General features: G+C 42.9%; 21 protein-coding genes and 1 pseudogene. 5 read left to right on the forward strand and 17 right to left on the reverse strand.

The features are described 5' to 3' along the window. Window positions 1-21 precede the first annotated feature (21 nt). The gene (locus KP77_RS04405; protein WP_052473962.1) at window positions 22-867 is read right to left on the reverse strand and encodes a GNAT family N-acetyltransferase; all 846 of its coding nucleotides are present in this window, start codon (window positions 865-867) and stop codon (window positions 22-24) included. Window positions 868-1028: 161 nt separating this feature from the next. On the opposite strand from KP77_RS04405, the gene KP77_RS04410 reads away from it, so the two are divergent. Next, the gene (locus tag KP77_RS04410) at window positions 1029-1280 is read left to right on the forward strand and encodes a GlsB/YeaQ/YmgE family stress response membrane protein (protein ID WP_041121501.1); all 252 of its coding nucleotides are present in this window, start codon (window positions 1029-1031) and stop codon (window positions 1278-1280) included. A gap of 131 nt (window positions 1281-1411) precedes the next feature. Here the strand turns inward: KP77_RS04410 and KP77_RS04415 are convergent, their stop codons facing one another. The 4 genes from KP77_RS04415 to KP77_RS17495 all read right to left on the reverse strand — a co-directional run bounded on the left by KP77_RS04415 (window position 1412) and on the right by KP77_RS17495 (window position 4857). Next, a complete protein-coding gene (locus KP77_RS04415) occupies window positions 1412-1924 on the reverse strand; it encodes a methylated-DNA--[protein]-cysteine S-methyltransferase (RefSeq protein WP_052473963.1) in 513 nt (170 codons plus the stop codon). 77 nt (window positions 1925-2001) lie between these two features. After that, window positions 2002-2952, reverse strand: coding sequence for a sensor domain-containing diguanylate cyclase (locus KP77_RS04420; RefSeq protein ID WP_041121503.1), 951 nt, complete (start codon window positions 2950-2952; stop codon window positions 2002-2004). Window positions 2953-2968: 16 nt separating this feature from the next. After that, complete coding sequence (locus KP77_RS04425; RefSeq protein WP_041121504.1) at window positions 2969-3778, reverse strand: alpha/beta fold hydrolase; 810 nt, start codon at window positions 3776-3778, stop codon at window positions 2969-2971. A 56-nt stretch (window positions 3779-3834) separates the two neighbouring features. Next, on the reverse strand, window positions 3835-4857 hold the full coding sequence (locus KP77_RS17495; protein WP_052473964.1) for a glucosaminidase domain-containing protein: 1023 nt from the start codon (window positions 4855-4857) through the stop codon (window positions 3835-3837). A 144-nt stretch (window positions 4858-5001) separates the two neighbouring features. Between KP77_RS17495 and KP77_RS18495 the strand changes: the two genes are divergently transcribed. Continuing rightward, a complete protein-coding gene (locus KP77_RS18495) occupies window positions 5002-5124 on the forward strand; it encodes a hypothetical protein (RefSeq protein WP_268747447.1) in 123 nt (40 codons plus the stop codon). Window positions 5125-5170: 46 nt separating this feature from the next. Here KP77_RS18495 and KP77_RS04435 read toward each other — a convergent pair whose 3' ends face one another. Continuing rightward, complete coding sequence (locus tag KP77_RS04435) at window positions 5171-5527, reverse strand: DUF4870 domain-containing protein (RefSeq protein WP_327063103.1); 357 nt, start codon at window positions 5525-5527, stop codon at window positions 5171-5173. Between the two features lie 237 nt (window positions 5528-5764). Between KP77_RS04435 and KP77_RS04440 the strand changes: the two genes are divergently transcribed. Further along, window positions 5765-6424: an SDR family NAD(P)-dependent oxidoreductase gene (locus tag KP77_RS04440; RefSeq protein WP_041121505.1), complete on the forward strand. Its 660-nt coding sequence runs from the start codon at window positions 5765-5767 to the stop codon at window positions 6422-6424. Window positions 6425-6486: 62 nt separating this feature from the next. Here the strand turns inward: KP77_RS04440 and KP77_RS04445 are convergent, their stop codons facing one another. The 5 genes from KP77_RS04445 to KP77_RS04465 all read right to left on the reverse strand — a co-directional run bounded on the left by KP77_RS04445 (window position 6487) and on the right by KP77_RS04465 (window position 12031). Further along, the gene (locus tag KP77_RS04445) at window positions 6487-6720 is read right to left on the reverse strand and encodes a hypothetical protein (RefSeq protein ID WP_152614662.1); all 234 of its coding nucleotides are present in this window, start codon (window positions 6718-6720) and stop codon (window positions 6487-6489) included. A 170-nt stretch (window positions 6721-6890) separates the two neighbouring features. Beyond that, window positions 6891-8030 (reverse strand): mannitol-1-phosphate 5-dehydrogenase, encoded by a 1140-nt coding sequence (locus KP77_RS04450; RefSeq protein ID WP_041121507.1) that lies wholly within the window; start codon window positions 8028-8030, stop codon window positions 6891-6893. Then, the gene (locus KP77_RS04455) at window positions 8030-8461 is read right to left on the reverse strand and encodes a PTS sugar transporter subunit IIA (protein WP_041121508.1); all 432 of its coding nucleotides are present in this window, start codon (window positions 8459-8461) and stop codon (window positions 8030-8032) included. Before KP77_RS04455 ends, KP77_RS04450 begins: the two co-directional genes overlap by 1 nt. Next, entirely contained in the window at window positions 8458-10551 is a 2094-nt protein-coding gene (locus KP77_RS04460; protein WP_235420679.1) for a BglG family transcription antiterminator, read from the reverse strand. The genes KP77_RS04455 and KP77_RS04460 overlap by 4 nt, the downstream gene beginning before the upstream one ends. Window positions 10552-10579: 28 nt before the next feature. Next, window positions 10580-12031, reverse strand: a complete 1452-nt coding sequence (locus KP77_RS04465) for a PTS mannitol transporter subunit IICB (RefSeq protein WP_200889048.1) — start codon at window positions 12029-12031, stop codon at window positions 10580-10582. A gap of 227 nt (window positions 12032-12258) precedes the next feature. Between KP77_RS04465 and KP77_RS04470 the strand changes: the two genes are divergently transcribed. Continuing rightward, entirely contained in the window at window positions 12259-12441 is a 183-nt protein-coding gene (locus tag KP77_RS04470) for an STAS domain-containing protein (protein WP_041121510.1), read from the forward strand. 26 nt (window positions 12442-12467) lie between these two features. On the opposite strand, the gene KP77_RS18500 is transcribed toward KP77_RS04470, so the two are convergent. From KP77_RS18500 to KP77_RS04505, 6 genes and pseudogenes are all read right to left on the reverse strand, one after another. After that, on the reverse strand, window positions 12468-12590 hold the full coding sequence (locus tag KP77_RS18500; protein WP_268747448.1) for a hypothetical protein: 123 nt from the start codon (window positions 12588-12590) through the stop codon (window positions 12468-12470). A gap of 135 nt (window positions 12591-12725) precedes the next feature. Then, window positions 12726-12983: an AAA family ATPase gene (locus KP77_RS17500; RefSeq protein ID WP_052473965.1), complete on the reverse strand. Its 258-nt coding sequence runs from the start codon at window positions 12981-12983 to the stop codon at window positions 12726-12728. Window positions 12984-13002: 19 nt separating this feature from the next. Next, complete coding sequence (locus tag KP77_RS04480) at window positions 13003-13545, reverse strand: glycerol-3-phosphate acyltransferase (RefSeq protein WP_041121511.1); 543 nt, start codon at window positions 13543-13545, stop codon at window positions 13003-13005. A gap of 140 nt (window positions 13546-13685) precedes the next feature. Beyond that, on the reverse strand, window positions 13686-14225 hold the full coding sequence (locus KP77_RS04485; protein ID WP_052473966.1) for a GNAT family N-acetyltransferase: 540 nt from the start codon (window positions 14223-14225) through the stop codon (window positions 13686-13688). Window positions 14226-14307: 82 nt separating this feature from the next. Continuing rightward, window positions 14308-15340 (reverse strand): annotated as a pseudogene (locus KP77_RS17790) (SLC13 family permease). A 196-nt stretch (window positions 15341-15536) separates the two neighbouring features. Further along, window positions 15537-15800: a TetR-like C-terminal domain-containing protein gene (locus tag KP77_RS04505; protein ID WP_327063105.1), complete on the reverse strand. Its 264-nt coding sequence runs from the start codon at window positions 15798-15800 to the stop codon at window positions 15537-15539. A 99-nt stretch (window positions 15801-15899) separates the two neighbouring features. On the opposite strand from KP77_RS04505, the gene KP77_RS04510 reads away from it, so the two are divergent. Continuing rightward, window positions 15900-16499: a hypothetical protein gene (locus KP77_RS04510; RefSeq protein ID WP_041121516.1), complete on the forward strand. Its 600-nt coding sequence runs from the start codon at window positions 15900-15902 to the stop codon at window positions 16497-16499. Window positions 16500-16527: the final 28 nt, after the last annotated feature.

Below are 16527 nucleotides of genomic sequence, written 5' to 3' on the forward strand. Positions count from 1 at the left end.
GAGAATAGTCTCAGCCTGTTTCTATTGTTGCCTCGTATTCACTTGAAACACTCTTTTCGTATCGAACTCAAACGCAATTCCTCTATAGATTCCCTGCAGTAAAAATCCTGCTTTCTCAGCTGTTCTAACTGCTGCCACGTTATCAGCGGCACAGTCCCAGTAAGGGGCCCCGCCTTCAGCAATGCATTCTTTCACAAAAGCTTTAGCAGCTACTGTACCAAGACCTCTTTTTTTGAAAGCTTTATATGTCTCGATATCAATCGCATGAACACTTCCTGCTCTGAAACCGGTCATACAGATCGTTGCTACTTCCTGATCCTTCATCACGCAAAGCCCGATCCCATTCTCATAGAAATCTTCGGGCGAAGACCAGAAAGTATGAATCTTCTCGTGTATTAAGGATCTGCTGAAACTGCTTGCCTGAGCAAGTGCTTTTTCAATCGGTACGACTCTGTATCCTTCGGGACAATCATGGTTTTGGCTTTCTTTTGAAGGATAATGATAGATGAATTGTTCCCACTTTTCATTCGTCCGGTCGCCAAATACATCATCAAGCACTAAATCCCAGTTAGGGTGATAAGACAGCACTTCAGCCTCATGCACACCTGATGCAATAGAAGCAGGTCCAATCACCAGATCAATACACTCTCTGAGCTTTGTCGTAAACAGCGGATTGCGTTCTTCACCGAGTACGAATATACCGTCCATATTGCCAAGCCATACAACTGCAGAAGCGGGTTCTGTTACCTGATCTACAAAAACTCTGCCTTTATTAATTCCATCAATCACAGCCCTGACTTCAATAGAGCCATCCTCTGTTAAAAGAGGCGCAGCCAGATAAAACTGATCTTCAGTTAATTCTTTCATCCCAATACTCCTCTTTTAAAGTTCTTATTTCATCTATCCTAACACATGCGATTTTGGAAAGTATATTCAGAGCATTTTCGCAGGTTCTCACTTTCCCTATACATATTCTTACTTATTCAGGGTATGCATAGAATTATATAAGTAAAGAAAGGAGAGTCACGATGGGATTTATTTTATACTTAATTGTAGGTGGATTAATCGGCTGGCTCGCGGGACTGATTCTTGGTAAGGATGTTCCTATGGGCTGTATCGGAAATATCGTTGCAGGAATTATCGGTTCATGGATTGGTGGGGAACTCCTCGGCAGTTTCGGCCCGACTCTTGCAGGAATCGCAATTTTCCCGGCTCTGCTTGGTGCAGTAATTTTTGTATTCCTTTTAAGTGTTATTTTAAAGGCTGCTAACAAAAAATAAAGCTTTGTCGAATTTGGCTGTTGATTTACGTTGCAGGGGACGCTTTCCGCTACAATCATCCGCTGTGCTAAAACAACATTTAACTTTAACAAAGTGAAAAATAAAAAAGCTGGCGGCTGCCAGCTTTTTTATTATGCCCTGAGACTGATTCCCTCAACCGCATGCAATGCTCTTTTCACATCCAGGCCTGCACTGAACCCGCCCAGGCCACCGTCTTTTGCAATGACTCTGTGACATGGCACAACAACAAGCAGAGGATTTGCCCCGATCGCTGTTCCAACTGCACGGAACGCTTTTGGCCTGCCGACACGCGCTGCGATATCCGCGTAGGTACGTGTTTCCCCATATGGAATCTCCAGCAATGCCTGCCAGACCTCCTGTTGAAAATCAGTTCCTTTAGGCTCAATCGGCATATCAAATATTCTCTTTTGTCCGCTAAAGTAATCTTCAAATTCATTAATAAATGGCTGCATCTGTTCAGGACTTTCAATCATGACTGCCCCTGGAACATATCTAGCCGCCCATTTCTCAAGCGCCTCATAGCCCTCTTCCGGACCACCGATATAACACACTTTCCCATCAACAGCAGCAAGCTGATAACAGTCCTGCTTATATTTAAATTCTGCCCAGTAGATTGATGTCATACAAACCTCCATCTAACCTTTTCTTCTATTATACATCGAAGCGCCAAATGAAAAAACAGGGGTTCGTCCCCTGTTTTTTACCGTAATGTTACCTGGTTGCGCCCATTCTTCTTGGAATAATATAAAGCCTCATCAGCGCGTTTGAAAATTGAGTCTTTCGTATCCATCTTCTGAACGCCTGATACACCGATCGAAATCGTAATTGGACTGTGTGGCCATTCACTGATTTCAATGTTTTCACGGATCCTGTCTGCAATTTTCACTGCCAGCTTATCCTGTATACCTGACATTAAAATGACAAATTCTTCTCCTCCAAAGCGGATCAGTACATCGTCTTTTCTAATCTCTCTTTCAAGCTTCCATGCCAGATCCTGAAGCACCTGATCGCCTACAGGGTGTCCAAATTCATCGTTCACCTTTTTAAAATGATCAATATCCAGAATCAGATATGAAAAGACAAAGCTTTCTTCTTCCATTCTTTTCAAAAATTGCGTCAGCACTTCTTCATAATAGCGCCTGTTTCTCACACTTGTTAACGGATCGATCATGGCCAGGTTCTCAAGCCTCGAATTCGCTTCTGTAATTTCTTCTCTCTTGGATTCAAGTTCTGCGAGAAGTTTTTGTAACTCCCCATTGGCATAATCTGTGTCTTCAAGAATTTTTTCCACCTGACGCTTCGCTGTAATTAAGCCATTTTCAAAATCATCCCGTGTTTTCATTTTCACGAAAACATACTCAAACTGCTCGTCCCGCTCCTGGGCATTCATCAGTACCGGTACAGGACCCTCTGATGTCTCAAGTGTCAGATACATCTCCTCCACTTTTTTATATAAAGATATAACAGGAGAAAAATAGGTTTGAAAATACAATTTTGAAGGTACTGTTAACAGCGATGTAATATGCCGCTGCTTCAATTCACTGCTCTTTTCTCCCAGGATCTTACTGATCATCTCATTTGCTTCAATAATTCTGCCATCCGGCTCTGTTATGATAAATCCGCATGGGGCATAGTAAAGCTGCGTATCCATGCTCATCCCTCCTGCACTAAAGCGCTTCAACTGCTATATATTTTCTAATGTATTTTGTGACTTCTTCCGGATGACTGATATGCGGGTTATGGCCTGTTGCTTTAAGCACCACAAATTCACTATCCGGAAATTCTTTTACAAGATAAAGTGCCGCTTCATGCGGAACAATCGTGTCATCACTTGGCTGCATAATGACAATGGGTGTCTCCACATGTTTTAAATCCGCTCTCATATCAACTAAAAATGTCGCCTTTGCAAATTCCCTTGCGATTAGCTGATCATTTGATAAAAGCTGCTGCTCAAAGTTTTCGGCAAGTTCAGGACGGTCTTCATTTTTAGAGGCAACTGGTGCCAGATACCTCGCCCACTCATTAAAGTTTTTTTCCATCATATCAAGCATGCCGCTTATACTTTCTTCATCAAATCCTCCATGATAGCCTTCATCGTTTAAATATCTGGGAGAAGCTGCGATCATCATGATTTGTCTGAACAGCTCCGGCCTTTTACCTGCAGCAATTGTTCCGATCATTCCACTGACAGAGTGTCCGACAAAAATGATATTTTTCAGATTCAAATCATCACACACTTCAATCACATCTTCAGCATATCCTTCCAGTGATTGATAGCGGTCAGAGGAGTAGGCGTGCTTAGCAGAATTTCCCGATCCCACATAGTCAAACAGGACAACCTTATAATCTTCTTCAAATGCCTGCACTACCTGCTTCCAGGCCTGCTGACTGCTCCCAAAACCATGGGCAAACATGATTGTCTGCTCGCCATTCCCTGTTACCTGTACGTGATTTCTTTTTTGGATATCCACCGCCATGCTCTACACACTCCTCTTATATTTGTCATCTTATATATGTAATACTATTTTACTATTCAATTAGATAAATTAGTATTACTTTTTGTATCTTTTATCATCTTTTCGAAAATAGAGGTAACACCCTTCCACCAGTTCGGATCTTCAGCATATTTTCTATTAATCCACTGGATCGGGTTTGCTCCGTCCGGCCTCTCCTTACTCAGATTCACCACTGTTCTTGCAGCAATTTCTGAGGACTCCTCAATGGATGTGTTAAAGTCTTTCCAGCTGTGAAATACGTTAAATGGATTATTGGCAATTTCCTCTGCTTCAGGATGATTGACAGATACAAAGCCCTGTTCCTGTCCGGTGATCGCAAATAGCAGATATGGATGAATATTAAAGTCATGGGCAGCCTGATAAATAGCAGAGAAGTAAGGTTCTTCTGCGAGCATTGAATCTCTTTGCTGAAGCCAGGATTTTAAACCTTCCTGATCAATCATCGTAAACTGTAACTCTTCAGGAAGCTCATTTACAGGTCCCTGATAGATTGGTTCCACCTGATGATATTGGGAAGCAGCCGGACTACTTTCTGTCTCCACCGCCGTGTCCGGAGACAGCATAATAAACAGGATGCATATCCCTGCAATCAGTGCGGTACTCAGCAGGTAGGGTCTGACCCTTAACGGCTTTCTCTCTCCGGTCATTTCTTCTTCTATTTCTTCTATTTCTTCTATTTCCATCTCAGGATCATCTGCGTAAAATAAATCGGCAGCCTGTTCTTCAAGATTGTGATGCTGTAACCATGCTTCAAGCTGAGCTTTTGAAATATAAGGAACAGCAGCTTCAGCGAGGTCATATCTGCTCAGTTGCATATTTCCTCCCTGAATCATCTTTTCAAAAAGCTTGACCCTTACCGCTTCTTCTTCTTTAAAGTCAGGAAGAGAACGGGTAATCATCTGATGCAGCGTCTGGGATAAAAGAGCAGCACGTTTTTTCGATGACGCTTCCGGATATTTTTTTAGTAAATATTTCTGAACACCTGCAATTTTTTCTTTTGATAGCACGATGTCCTGTCTCAGAAGCTCTTCCCCATCCATTTCCACACTTCTCCGTTCCAATCCTTTTATCACATTTTAACATATTAGAAAGAGGCTTCTGAATACAAGTTTGAAGCATAATTAGGCGGGTACATACAATTGTGTAAGCGTTTACTATTATTTTCTTCCGGAGGTGACATGACCATGAGTGAAAATAACAATCAGGGTAAGAGCGGTGAAAACCGGAATGAAGAAACGAATAAAGAGTATGGACGCCAGGGGAAACACGCTAAAGGAAACAACGATTCAAATAACAAAGACAACTAGCACAAAAAAGAATGAGATCCTTTTACGGACCTCATTCTTTTTTTGATTAATGCATTTTACGCAGCTGATCTTCTGCCATTTTACCTGCAATCGGTAAGTGATAACGTTCACCCTGATAAGCCTTGAACATCAGCAGCAGCCACAGAACCAGTGCAATTGGCCCGATTAGTAGACTGATAATGAAACCGATGAGTGGAATAAAATTGAGCACGATACTCAAAATAAATAGTGCACCAAAAACGATTGTTGACTGCAGCGCATGAAATCTGATTGTCTGATTCTCCTTTTCCACCAGCAGTAATACAATTCCACTGATAAAACCGACCAAATACGCGAGTAAACCGCCAACATTCTCCTGCAGACCTGTAGATGATTTTTTCATTCCCGGCGTGCCCTGTACCACAACTTTCTCCCCTTTCATAATTGGAATGAGAATGAACGCTGCTTTAATTAACAAAATATTATGTCATTTAAGTATAGTAAATGAATCACTGTTCGTCAACGCGAACGTGAGGTATTAAAGCAAGAAAGTACTTACCGTTTACATTTGCCTGCATACTTAAAATTGCTCTCTTTATGTTGAGGTGCTAAGTTCATTATAAGGAAAAAAATGTTTTTATATCTGAAGGAGTGGACCATCATGGCAAGTAAGGTTATTTGTATTATTGGCGCAGGACCTGGAATCGGAATGAGTGCTGCGAAAAAGTTTGGTCAGCAGGGATTTTCGGTTGCTCTGGTATCTCGTAATGAAAGCAGACTGAAGTCAATGGTTGAAGAACTGAATCAGCATGGAATTGAGGCGCTGGCCATTCAGGGTACTGCTTTGGCAAACGAAAGTGTACGTAAAGCGATCCGAACCATCAAGGAAACCTTCGGCCGAATTGATGTATTACTGTACAATGCTTTTACTTTCCGTGACCAGCTTCCTTCCGAAATGGACCCGATTGAGTTTGCAAGTGATCTTCAAGTCGATGTAATCGGTGCATTAACGGCTTATCAGGCTGCAGCTTCTCATATGGAAAAAGGCAGTTCAATTCTATTTACAGGCGGTGGACTCGGCTTAAAACCGATGAAGAAATTTACTTCTGTTTCTGTTGGCAAAGCAGCAATCAGAGCACTTGCACTGGCTGTTCATCAGGAATTAAAAAGTCAGGATATCTATGCAGGTACACTGACAATAAATGGATTCGTCAAGGAAAACACACCATTTTCACCGGACCGGATCGCTGAGAGGTTATACGAGATGACTGAACAGCGTAAGGAGGCTGAATGGACGTTTGACAAGGTGGCTGTCAGTTAAGAATTCGCCTTCCCACCATCATTCATGCAGAAACAGCCGGCTGCTGAGAGCCGGCTGTTTTCTTATATAAGATAACGTTTTAATAGCTGTACAATAGTGTGTACAGCGTCATTCATATCATTGATTTGCTGATTAAGCTTATTTTCATGGTCTGTGATGATAAATGCATCTGATTCTTTTTCGTAGTTCACCAGCAGTTTCTGCTCATTTCCGCTGCTGATTGTCTGAGTAATACCACTCTGATTATACTGCCTCATTGTTTCCAGCAATGTCCGAACATGGTTTTCGTTCATCATCCATTCTCCTCTGCATTTACTTCGAATTCGAGATAATACAAACTGATTATAATGGAAAAAATTGTTTTGTTCGAATTTGGATGTGCTGGAAAAGATGACATGAAAAAAGCCGGAGCAAATATCCCGGCTTTTCAAATGCACTATTGTGCTATCGATGCTGCTTTCTAAGATCAATTGGACTGATGATAATAGGTAATAATACGCTCACTCATTGAGCTGCCTGCCTTAATTCCAGACGCTTTTTCAAGAGCAGCTTCAGGTCCATCCTGTACAATCCACGCCTGCAGCTGAACCGCTTCCGGATCCTCCGGGACATCAAACTTCAGTGCTGCTGCGATCGTTTTTTCGAGGGCAGCAGGTTCATTGCCTTTCTGATCGAGCTCCACAGCAGGATAAGTCAGGCGGTCTCCTGCAGAAAGCTTGCGCAGTGGTGCACGTCCCACACGATCAAGCCCGTCAGAGATATAAGGGTTTCTGTAGCGTTCAATGATTTTTTGGACGTAAGTCTGATGATCCTTCTGATCCAGGTCGAACTTATCTGTCAGGAATAAACTCGTTTCTGTCAGCACACCTTCAAGTAATGCAACAACTTCACTGTCATCCATCGCTTCTTTAACTGTCTGATAGCCTTTTAATAAGCCGTTATAAGCAATTGAAGCATGTCCTGTGTTCACAGTCAGTAATTTTCTCTCGATAAATGGAACAAGGTCTTCTACAAAAAGGGCTCCTTTTAATGAAGGCTGCTCACCTTTTAGACCAGCTGTTTCAATCACCCATTCAAAATAGCGTTCTACTTCAATCGTCAGTGGATTTTCATGCTGCTGAATCGGTACAATCCGGTCAACCGCTGAATTCGGAAAACCGCTGAATTCAAATACTTTCTTTGCCACGTCCTCAGTCAGATGTTTTGCAACCTCGGCTTTCAGCTGGTCACTCCCGCCGATCATATTCTCACATGCGATGACATTGACAGCAGACCCTTCAGCTCTCTTCATTAGTCCCTTTGCAATGACAGGCGCAATAAAAGGAAGAACATGGGGACCAACTGAGGCTGTGACAATATCTGCTTCTGCTATTGCAGATACAGCTTTATCAGGATTTTCCTGACTGTTGATTCCGCTCACACCATCAACCGTAAAAGATTCTTTCGTTTCATCAGCAAGTACAACCTGATAGGACCGGTCCTGATTCAAGCGGTCAATCAGCTCTGCGTTCACATCCACAAACGTTACTTCGTATCCGGACTGCTGAAGAATCGCGCCAATAAAGCCGCGTCCAATGTTACCAGCTCCAAAGTGTACGGCCTTCATTATTCTGCCTCCTCAAATATTGCGATAATCTCCTCTTCTGATTTCGCATGGATCAGGCGTTCAACATTTTCTTCCTCAGAGCATGTAATCGCAATCTTTGAAAGGATCTCAAGATGTTCTCCATCTTTGCCGGCAATACCCACCACAATATTCACTTCATTGTCATCAAACATGACACCTTCAGGGAGCTGAAGCACAGAAATACCCGACTGTTTCACAAGCTTCTTAGAGTCCTCCGTGCCATGTGGTATCGCAATTTTATTACCGATATAAGTAGTGGAAATTTCTTCACGATCAAGCATGCTTGTAATATAATCTGCATCCACGTATCCTTTTTCAGCAAGCACTGTACCAGCTTTTTCAATCGCTTCCTTTTTAGATGAAGCACTTTCATTAAGATAAATATTTTCTTTTTTAAAAATCTCACTCATGATGAACCCTCCATTAGTTGTTGTGATTTTGTTGTGTAAAATTGGTTCAGTGTTTTTTGCAGGAATTGAAATACTTCCTGTTGATTACCGTTTCTGATCAAATGCATGGTATAAGCTTCTTCTACAAGACTGCCGCTGATAGAACTTAATACTTCTGCTCCTTTATGAGCCGGATCAGCCGGCGAGATCATCAGAATCAACCTGCTTACTTCTGTCTGCTGTCCATCCATTCCTTGCAGCATAAATGGCGATGACAGATCATAAAGCCTGAATAGCGGCTGCCTCACAGACTGATCCCTGCAATGGTAAAGTGCGAGCCCCGTATCAGGTATCGCCATTCCTCCAAGAGATTCACGGGCAGCCAGACTTTTCGCGACTGCTCCTTTTTGACTGATCATACCCTCTTCATAAAGAGAGGAATCCAGTTTCGTCAGCACTTTCTCAATTTTTTTGTGATGGTCAAGTGATTCAATTCTGAATTGCTTCAGAATCTGTTCGACAGCTGTAGCGTATTGATTCATTAACTTCAGCCTGTGTAAAAACGGTACCGGGTCATCCGGTTTCTGCTTCATAGCTGAAGGTTTTTTCATTGGTTTAATCGTCTGAATCGCTGTCCTGATCCGGTCTGCATCCTGCTGTGGCAGCAGTGGATTGACCAGCAGGTAATCTTCAGTTAATCCACTCAGCCCAACTGTTGATACGATCAGATCGTAATGCGTTTCTTCCAGATGTTTTTCAACTTCACTGATACTTGAGAGCGTAATTGATTTGAACTCATCAAACTCTTTATTCAGCCTGCTTCCGATCATTTTTGACGTCCCAATCCCGCTGGCACAGACGACCAAAACGTTCAGAGAGTCAGGACCTGTTATGCCTTCAAGCGCTGAACCGAAGTGAAGTGCCAGAAATGCGATCTCTCCATCCGGAAATTCATAAACGGGCAGTACTTCTGTCAGGCCCGCCCTGACTGCTTCAAATAGGTCAGGATATTCCTTTTTGATCCGCTTTGTCAGTGGATTATACGTATAATTCTTTTCTTTTGCCCGCTGTATACCCGGTTCAATATGGGCAATCAGCCCTTCTATCAGATCAGGATCATCAATCAGGTTCACATTCAGTCTGTCCGATATCGCACGTACAAGCTGATGAACCGTCACGGCAAGTTCGGGATCAGTCAGCTGATCAACGAACTGTTCCTGAAAGCGGCGTTTTGCCGTTTTCAGATGAATCGTAATATATCCGACTTCCTGCTCCTCAATTTCAAGGTCAAACGCTTCTGCAATCACATGTGTAATGGTTTGTGCGATATCATATTCAGGCAGATGCTGAAGATCCTTCAGCAAGTCTTCATGATGCTCAACCGTTGCCCCTGCCCGGATACGTTCGAGTGACAAACAGATATGCAGCAGCAAAGATACATACGCACTATCTGTTAAAGGGTAAGGCAGCTCTGCGATATCCCCCTTGATTAACCGGTCGACCTGGTCAAATTCTTCTTTTGAGACAATTGAAAAGACTCTGTGATCAAGTGTCCGCTGATTAAACAGCTGGCCTTCGTGAATTGAATAGATGGATGAACTCTCAAGTTCCTCCATCATCAGATTTGCAAGGGAACGCCGCTTTGATTTTTCTTCGCCAAGCAGCTCGATGCCATATCCTCTTTTCCTTATAATCTTCACGCCATACGGTTTTAGAAACTCTTCCAGTTCGTCCAGCAGTTGACTGAGTGATGCATTTGTCATTTGAAATTCATTCGCAAGTTCAATCTGTTTGATCACAGTATCCTGCTTCATCAGGTAGTGAAGCAGCAAAATTTTTCTTTCTCCCGGATCGAGCTCTGAAGAAGGAACCTGGAGCAGCGCAGATTCCAGTTTCCCGAAACCTGCGCTGTCTCCTGTCAGCCTCATTCCTCTGCCAGCCTGTTTATCAAGCGTTACATTGAAATGGGCACATATATCCTCGATTTTTTGAAGCTCCCGCTGGATGGTCCGCTGACTCACCTGAAGATGGTCTGCAAGTTCAGCTAAAGTTGTGTACTGGTGCTGAGCGGTCAGCAGTATATGAAGCATTTTCCGTTCTCTTCCTGTCATGTACACGCTCAGTCACCTCCTGTTTTATTTATGCTGATTCATTCTTTTTCAATTCGTTTACAAGTTCATCGTATTTTGGACTGCCAAGGAAATTGTCTACTGAGATATGTCTTGCATCAGGACGCTTATCTCTTGCACGGTCGGTCAGATCTTTATGTGTAATGATAATATCCGCATCATCCGGAATCTGATTAATCGCAGTATTGGAAACCGGAATATCAATATTCGCTTTTTTGAATTTATTCCGAAGCAGTGAAGCACCCATTGCACTTGAACCCATTCCGGCATCACAGGCAAAGATGACTTTTTTCACATCAGTCAGACCGGCAAATGATCCGCCTTCAGCAGCTACAGGCTCCTGCTGTCCAGTTAAGTGTGAAGCAGCCTGACTCTTTTTACCCTTCATCTCCTGCATACGTTCAGTCGCTTCTGTTAATGCGCCGTCTTCTTCAGTAGACTTCGTGAACTTTAACAGAAAACCTGCTGATGCGAATGATACTGCAGTTGCTGCAAATACACCAGCCAGCATACCAAGGTAATCTCCACGCGGCGTCATTGCAAGGTAAGCGAAAATACTTCCTGGTGATGGTGTTGCGACAAGCCCTACATCAAACAATGTGAATGTCATAATACCTGTAGCACCGCCAAGGATTGCTGCAACAATTAAAATCGGCTTCATGAGAATATAAGGGAAATAAATTTCGTGAATTCCTCCGAGGAAGTGGATCACTCCGGCTCCGGAAGCAGACATTCTTGCCATACCCTTCCCAAAAACCATATAAGCTAATAGAATACCAAGACCAGGTCCAGGATTGGACTCAACCATGAAGAGAATGGATTTCCCTGCATCTGCAGCCTGATCAAGCGCCAGTGGTCCAAGAATTCCGTGGTTAATCGCATTATTTAAGAATAATACTTTTGCAGGTTCTACAAACACACTTGCAAGCGGCAGCAGGTTGGCATTAACAATGACCTGCACACCTGCAGCCATTACCTCGTTCAGCCCCTGTACTACCGGACCGACTCCCATGAACGCAACCAAGGTAAGAACTGCTCCAAGAATACCTGCTGTGAAGTTATTAATTAGCATTTCAAATCCCTGTTTGATTTTTCCTTCAAACAGTTTATCTATCTGTTTGATCAGGTAACCACCAAGTGGCCCAAGCATCATTGCACCAAGGAACATTGGGATATCTGTACCCACAATGGCACCGATTGTTGCAGTGGCACCAAGTACACCACCGCGGACACCGTAGATCATATGTCCACCGGTAAAACCGATCAGCAATGGAAGAAGATAATTAATCATCGGGCCGACGACAGTCGCTAAATCTTCATTTGGTGTCCAACCGGTCGGAATAAATAATGCTGTAATTAACCCCCATGCGATGAAGGCACCCATATTCGGCATAATCATTCCGCTTAAATAGGAACCAAACTTCTGAATTCTTGCTTTAACACCTGACTTGTTTTCCGCCATTTGTTTTTCCTCCTTCATATTTTTTGACTTAAGCAATGTTGTTAATTTAATAATAAAGCGCTTACTTATGCAAAACAATGAATAGAAAATTCAACTTTGTCACACCTGAAGTGGACATTTTTTAATTAACAGAGCTTAAAACAAAAGAAGGAGATTTTTCTTTTATATGGAGAGGATAATCTAACAGAAGATGATTCGTATAGGAGAATTGGTCAGTCTGCCATATAATGAATCAGACCGTTTTTCAATTTCAGAAGCTGATTGATTGTCTGAGTCTGATTGGCACTGAATGTATGATTGTTGATATTCCACCTGCACTGGCAGTTCAGATAACGGGACTCGATCGCGATATATTGATTTTTAAGAGTGTATACGAAGGGCTGAAGTGTATGATTTCAGCAGAAAAATAAGTGTAAAAAAACCCGGACGAACACTTTCATGATCCAGCCGGGTTTTGAACAAATTCTCTTACATCTCTGTTATTCTCCAGAATAATCAGTTCAGCCTGAACAGTCTTTGAAAGACGCATCACGTTTGGCTTTCCTCTTTCATCAAACATTTTTGCCCACTTGAACATCTTGAAGTAGGTAGACAGTGTAGGTGTATAGTGCACCGCTTCTAACTTTAACTTCTGCCTGATAAACCTCTTCGTCACTCTGTAGTTTATGACTTTTTTTGAGGGATTCAGCAAACATCATACATCAGCATGTTGAAACGTATCATGTGTCCACTCTTCGTTATGAACGCCTTCAATTACCCAATCCGGCTGTTCAAGAATTTCTTTTAACAGTTCAGCTCTTTCACTGTCCGACCGGAGCCGCTCACCTTTTGGCCCCTGCCTCCCCCTTACAACCTGATCCAGCTCATAATAGGGAATCTGGTATTTTTTCGAAAGCTTGCGTGCCAACGTAGTCTTACCGCTACCCACTGCTCCGCATATCCTTATTTTCAAACGACCATCTCCTATACCTTTACCTTCTATGTACAACAAGCAATAGAATAAACGCTGCAGACATGCCAATCGGGACAACGGTTAAGCCATACGACCAGAAAAGTGTAATCGGCACTGACAAGATCGCCGTGAAACCGGAAAATGTGTAGCTGCGTAAAACGCTATAGCTGATCCCCATCACAACAGCCACTGCAGCAAGAGTTAGAGGCTCAAACCATAATGCCCCCGCCAAATACACCACGACCCCTTTACCTCCGCGGAATTGAAGATGAACAGGATACAAATGTCCAAGAAAAACAAAGATCAACGCAGACAATACTGACCAATCGGTGTTACCAAACCATAATACTGACACCCATAATGCAAACCATGTTTTTGCCGCATCGATTAGAACCGTCAGAAGAAATCCCTTTTTCCCGAGCACCCTGCCAGCATTTGTGGCACCTGCATTCCCGCTTTTGAGTGTACGGATGTCCTGTTTTTTAAAAAGCTTCGTTATATAATAGGCCCCATTGATGCTGCCCAATAAATACGGAATAATTATAGAAAATAAGATCATCATATCAATGTACTCCAAAAGTGTGATTCTCTGTATATTCGGTGCCCGCCGGATAAAATCCTGCAAAACAAAAAATGACCACTGCTCCTTAACAGAGCACCAGCCATTTCTATGATTCTATAATGTTTCAGAAAATTTTGCAATCACTTGTTCATACTAGTCGAGGAATTTTTTAACTTCCCGATCCAGATCATATGATCGAATCCGCCTCCCCAGTAGTCTTCAAGTATGAGATCAGGCTCTCCCAGACGCTTTTTCCAGTAGGTTTGTGAACTGACAAACCCTGCATCCAGATAAAACTTTGAATGGTTACGTTCTATCAGGTATTCTCTGATGTATTGTAATAGAGCATGGCCTGTTCCCTGCCGCTGATAATCAGGGTGTATGTAGATACTACCCACTTCAAATACCCCCTCTTCAGGCTCCAATCCGCAGGTGATCAGCTCTCCCGGTGTCATACAAGCAATGGAGCCAATGACTTTTTCACCTTCCACGGCGACAAACATGATTTCCTGTTCAGATGTCAGAATCCTTCTGGCTACCTGACAGAGCCGCTCTGTTTCTTTTTCAATCAGCCATTCTTTGTCATTTACGTTTTCACTTGAAATCAAAGCCGTCTGGCATTCCAGAATCATATCGTCAAGGGATGGAAGGTCGCTTTCCTGTAATGTTCTGATGTTCATTCTTTTCACCCTGCTTTAAGTTATGTTTCTTACTATTATACAAAAAAGCTGTCTGAAAATAATCTCAGAACAGCTGTTATGATTATCTCAATGCATCCGGAAATGATGTCAGATCAATTCCAAAAACAAGCGGCAGTAAAAGGATGACGAATGCAACAAGTGCAATCGTTGCAGCAATGTTCATCCAGATACCCGCCCGAACCATATCGATCATTTTCAGATATCCTGAACCAAATACAACTGCGTTTGGAGGTGTCGCAACCGGCAGCATGAATGCACATGATGCTGCTACAGCAGCCGGCACCATGACTGCAAACGGATGAACATCCACTGCAACTGCAAGTGCAGCCATAATCGGCATCAGCATCGTAGCAGACGCAGTATTAGACGTGATTTCTGTGATTTTGCAAACTTATCTTTTTCACCTTCAGCATCTTTTACTGACCCTTCACTGATCAGTGAAGACATCTGAAAAATGATCGCTGTTCCAATCGGCACCATCATCATTGCTGTTGCAGTATTGGAAATCCACATGGAAAGAAAGCCTGTCGCAGCCATGAAGCCCAGCATAATGCCGCTGGTGCTTGTCCCGACAAACAAAATGATTCCGAGTGCAATGCGCTTATGCAGATTCCACCTCTCAAGTGCCAGTGAAATGATGAAACCACCCAGGAACAAGAAGACAAGCGGATCTCCATAGTTAGGTGTCACATCCCCTACGCCTGCTGCAAGCGGAAATAAGATAATCGGTAACAATACAATGAAGTTGCCGGGATCGGAATCGCTTCTGTAATCCACCAGGTGGCGATCCACACAGTGCCTGCGAGGACGCCTTTTGCTTCAGGCGCCAGACCGTCTGGATTAAAGAACATCATCAGTATGATAAATAACAATGGCCCTAAGAAAAGACCAACCTTTTGCTTTACAGAGAAATCTCTCTTTTCAGGGGAAGGCTGTCTGTAGGTGCCTGTCAATCTCCCTGAAGCCTTTGCCATTCTGTCAGGATCATCACTGGCTGGACCATCCTGATTCATATTCGGTTTAAAAAGCAGCAGCTCTTTTATCCTGTCATGACTATTCCAGGATCTTTGCCATAATTGCTTAACATATTCCATCCCAATCACCCCTTGAAATTAAACGCTTACATGTCATGCATTATAGCATGAATTTAGGAGCTGAAAGGAAATGTGCCTGATTATTCTAAAAACAGACTTTATATCCAGCATATAAACAATTATAATTACCCTGCTTTTTATCCAGCATTAGTTTTTTGCTGTCAAATCAGGCTCAGTGGCAGGCCTGGGGGACAGTTCAAGCAGCACTGGACTTAAAAATGGTTTTCACATTAATACGCTGATCAGTCTGATGGCGAACTATATTCAACAGCTGCTCTGCCATTTCATCAGAAGCTTTTGAAAAACCACTCTGTATCCAGTGAATGATAAGCGCTGTGATTGCAGTGGAGTGATAAATGACAAACAGTTCATGATCAACACTTCCCGACTGTGACAAATCAGGCAGCATAACACGCTGGATCGCCTGATTTAATTGATGGTGAAATGATCGCGGGATAATGGGAAATCCGTTCGCTCATGCGGACGGATTTTTTCTTCACCAGCTATTATTCGCTTACTTCCACTTCTTTCAAGTATGATATTGAAAAGAGGTGATGAGATGAAATTTATCATAGTCTGGCTGTTGCTTCTGTCTTATGCATTGTTTTTTGCTCCGGGATCTGAAGGATCAGACCCTGTGATGGAAAGTGTATTGGCAGGAAACTGGACAGCAATTGATCCGCTGGTACTTACCGTCTTTAATTCATTAGGTATTTTCCCATTGGTTTTTCTTACGATTTTATTACGTAATGACCGCCAGAAATGGCCTGCTTGGCCGTTTTCGCTGGCTGCCTTTGCAGGTGGTGCATTCGCGCTTTTACCGTGGTTTGCTTTTGGTGACCGGTCTGCCAAGCGGGGTCTGAGAACCCCCCGATGGTTACTGCGCATACTGAAGTCAAAGGTCTGGCTGATTCTTTTGCTTGTCATGATTTTCGGGAACCTGCTGACACTGCTGCAGGGTTTTTCGCCCGCAGCTTACGGTGATGCCTTTATGGAATCAAGTCTCGTTTCTGTGATGACAGTAGACTGGTTTATTTTATGGTGGCTTTCAGTTGAGGCCATCAATAGATTTTATCCTGATGTTAAAAATAAAGGGCTGGCATGGATTCCGATTGCAGGGCCAGTGCTTGTGTTGTTTTTTGTGAAAGATGATCAATAATCAGGATGCTAAAGCCGCCTGCAATCTT

Origin of the sequence: Jeotgalibacillus alimentarius (genome assembly GCF_000829445.1) — a bacterium.
Taxonomy (GTDB): domain Bacteria; phylum Bacillota; class Bacilli; order Bacillales; family Jeotgalibacillaceae; genus Jeotgalibacillus; species Jeotgalibacillus alimentarius.

Coding starts and splice junctions, on each gene's coding strand:
- KP77_RS04450 (WP_041121507.1), bottom strand. CDS start 8,030: ATGAAGGCCGTACACTTTGGAGCTGGTAACATTGGACGCGGCTTTATT.
- KP77_RS04480 (WP_041121511.1), bottom strand. CDS start 13,545: ATGATGATCTTATTTTCTATAATTATTCCGTATTTATTGGGCAGCATC.
- KP77_RS18495 (WP_268747447.1), top strand. CDS start 5,002: ATGAGTGAAAATAACAATCAGGGTAAGAGCGGTGAAAACCGGAATGAA.
- KP77_RS04460 (WP_235420679.1), bottom strand. CDS start 10,551: ATGACAGGAAGAGAACGGAAAATGCTTCATATACTGCTGACCGCTCAG.
- KP77_RS04440 (WP_041121505.1), top strand. CDS start 5,765: ATGGCAAGTAAGGTTATTTGTATTATTGGCGCAGGACCTGGAATCGGA.
- KP77_RS04405 (WP_052473962.1), bottom strand. CDS start 867: ATGAAAGAATTAACTGAAGATCAGTTTTATCTGGCTGCGCCTCTTTTA.
- KP77_RS04465 (WP_200889048.1), bottom strand. CDS start 12,031: ATGGCGGAAAACAAGTCAGGTGTTAAAGCAAGAATTCAGAAGTTTGGT.
- KP77_RS17495 (WP_052473964.1), bottom strand. CDS start 4,857: ATGGATGGGGAAGAGCTTCTGAGACAGGACATCGTGCTATCAAAAGAA.
- KP77_RS04470 (WP_041121510.1), top strand. CDS start 12,259: ATGAATCAGACCGTTTTTCAATTTCAGAAGCTGATTGATTGTCTGAGT.
- KP77_RS04485 (WP_052473966.1), bottom strand. CDS start 14,225: ATGAACATCAGAACATTACAGGAAAGCGACCTTCCATCCCTTGACGAT.
- KP77_RS18500 (WP_268747448.1), bottom strand. CDS start 12,590: ATGTTTGATGAAAGAGGAAAGCCAAACGTGATGCGTCTTTCAAAGACT.
- KP77_RS04425 (WP_041121504.1), bottom strand. CDS start 3,778: ATGGCGGTGGATATCCAAAAAAGAAATCACGTACAGGTAACAGGGAAT.
- KP77_RS04445 (WP_152614662.1), bottom strand. CDS start 6,720: ATGATGAACGAAAACCATGTTCGGACATTGCTGGAAACAATGAGGCAG.
- KP77_RS04415 (WP_052473963.1), bottom strand. CDS start 1,924: ATGACATCAATCTACTGGGCAGAATTTAAATATAAGCAGGACTGTTAT.
- KP77_RS04455 (WP_041121508.1), bottom strand. CDS start 8,461: ATGAGTGAGATTTTTAAAAAAGAAAATATTTATCTTAATGAAAGTGCT.
- KP77_RS04410 (WP_041121501.1), top strand. CDS start 1,029: ATGGGATTTATTTTATACTTAATTGTAGGTGGATTAATCGGCTGGCTC.
- KP77_RS04420 (WP_041121503.1), bottom strand. CDS start 2,952: ATGGATACGCAGCTTTACTATGCCCCATGCGGATTTATCATAACAGAG.
- KP77_RS04510 (WP_041121516.1), top strand. CDS start 15,900: ATGAAATTTATCATAGTCTGGCTGTTGCTTCTGTCTTATGCATTGTTT.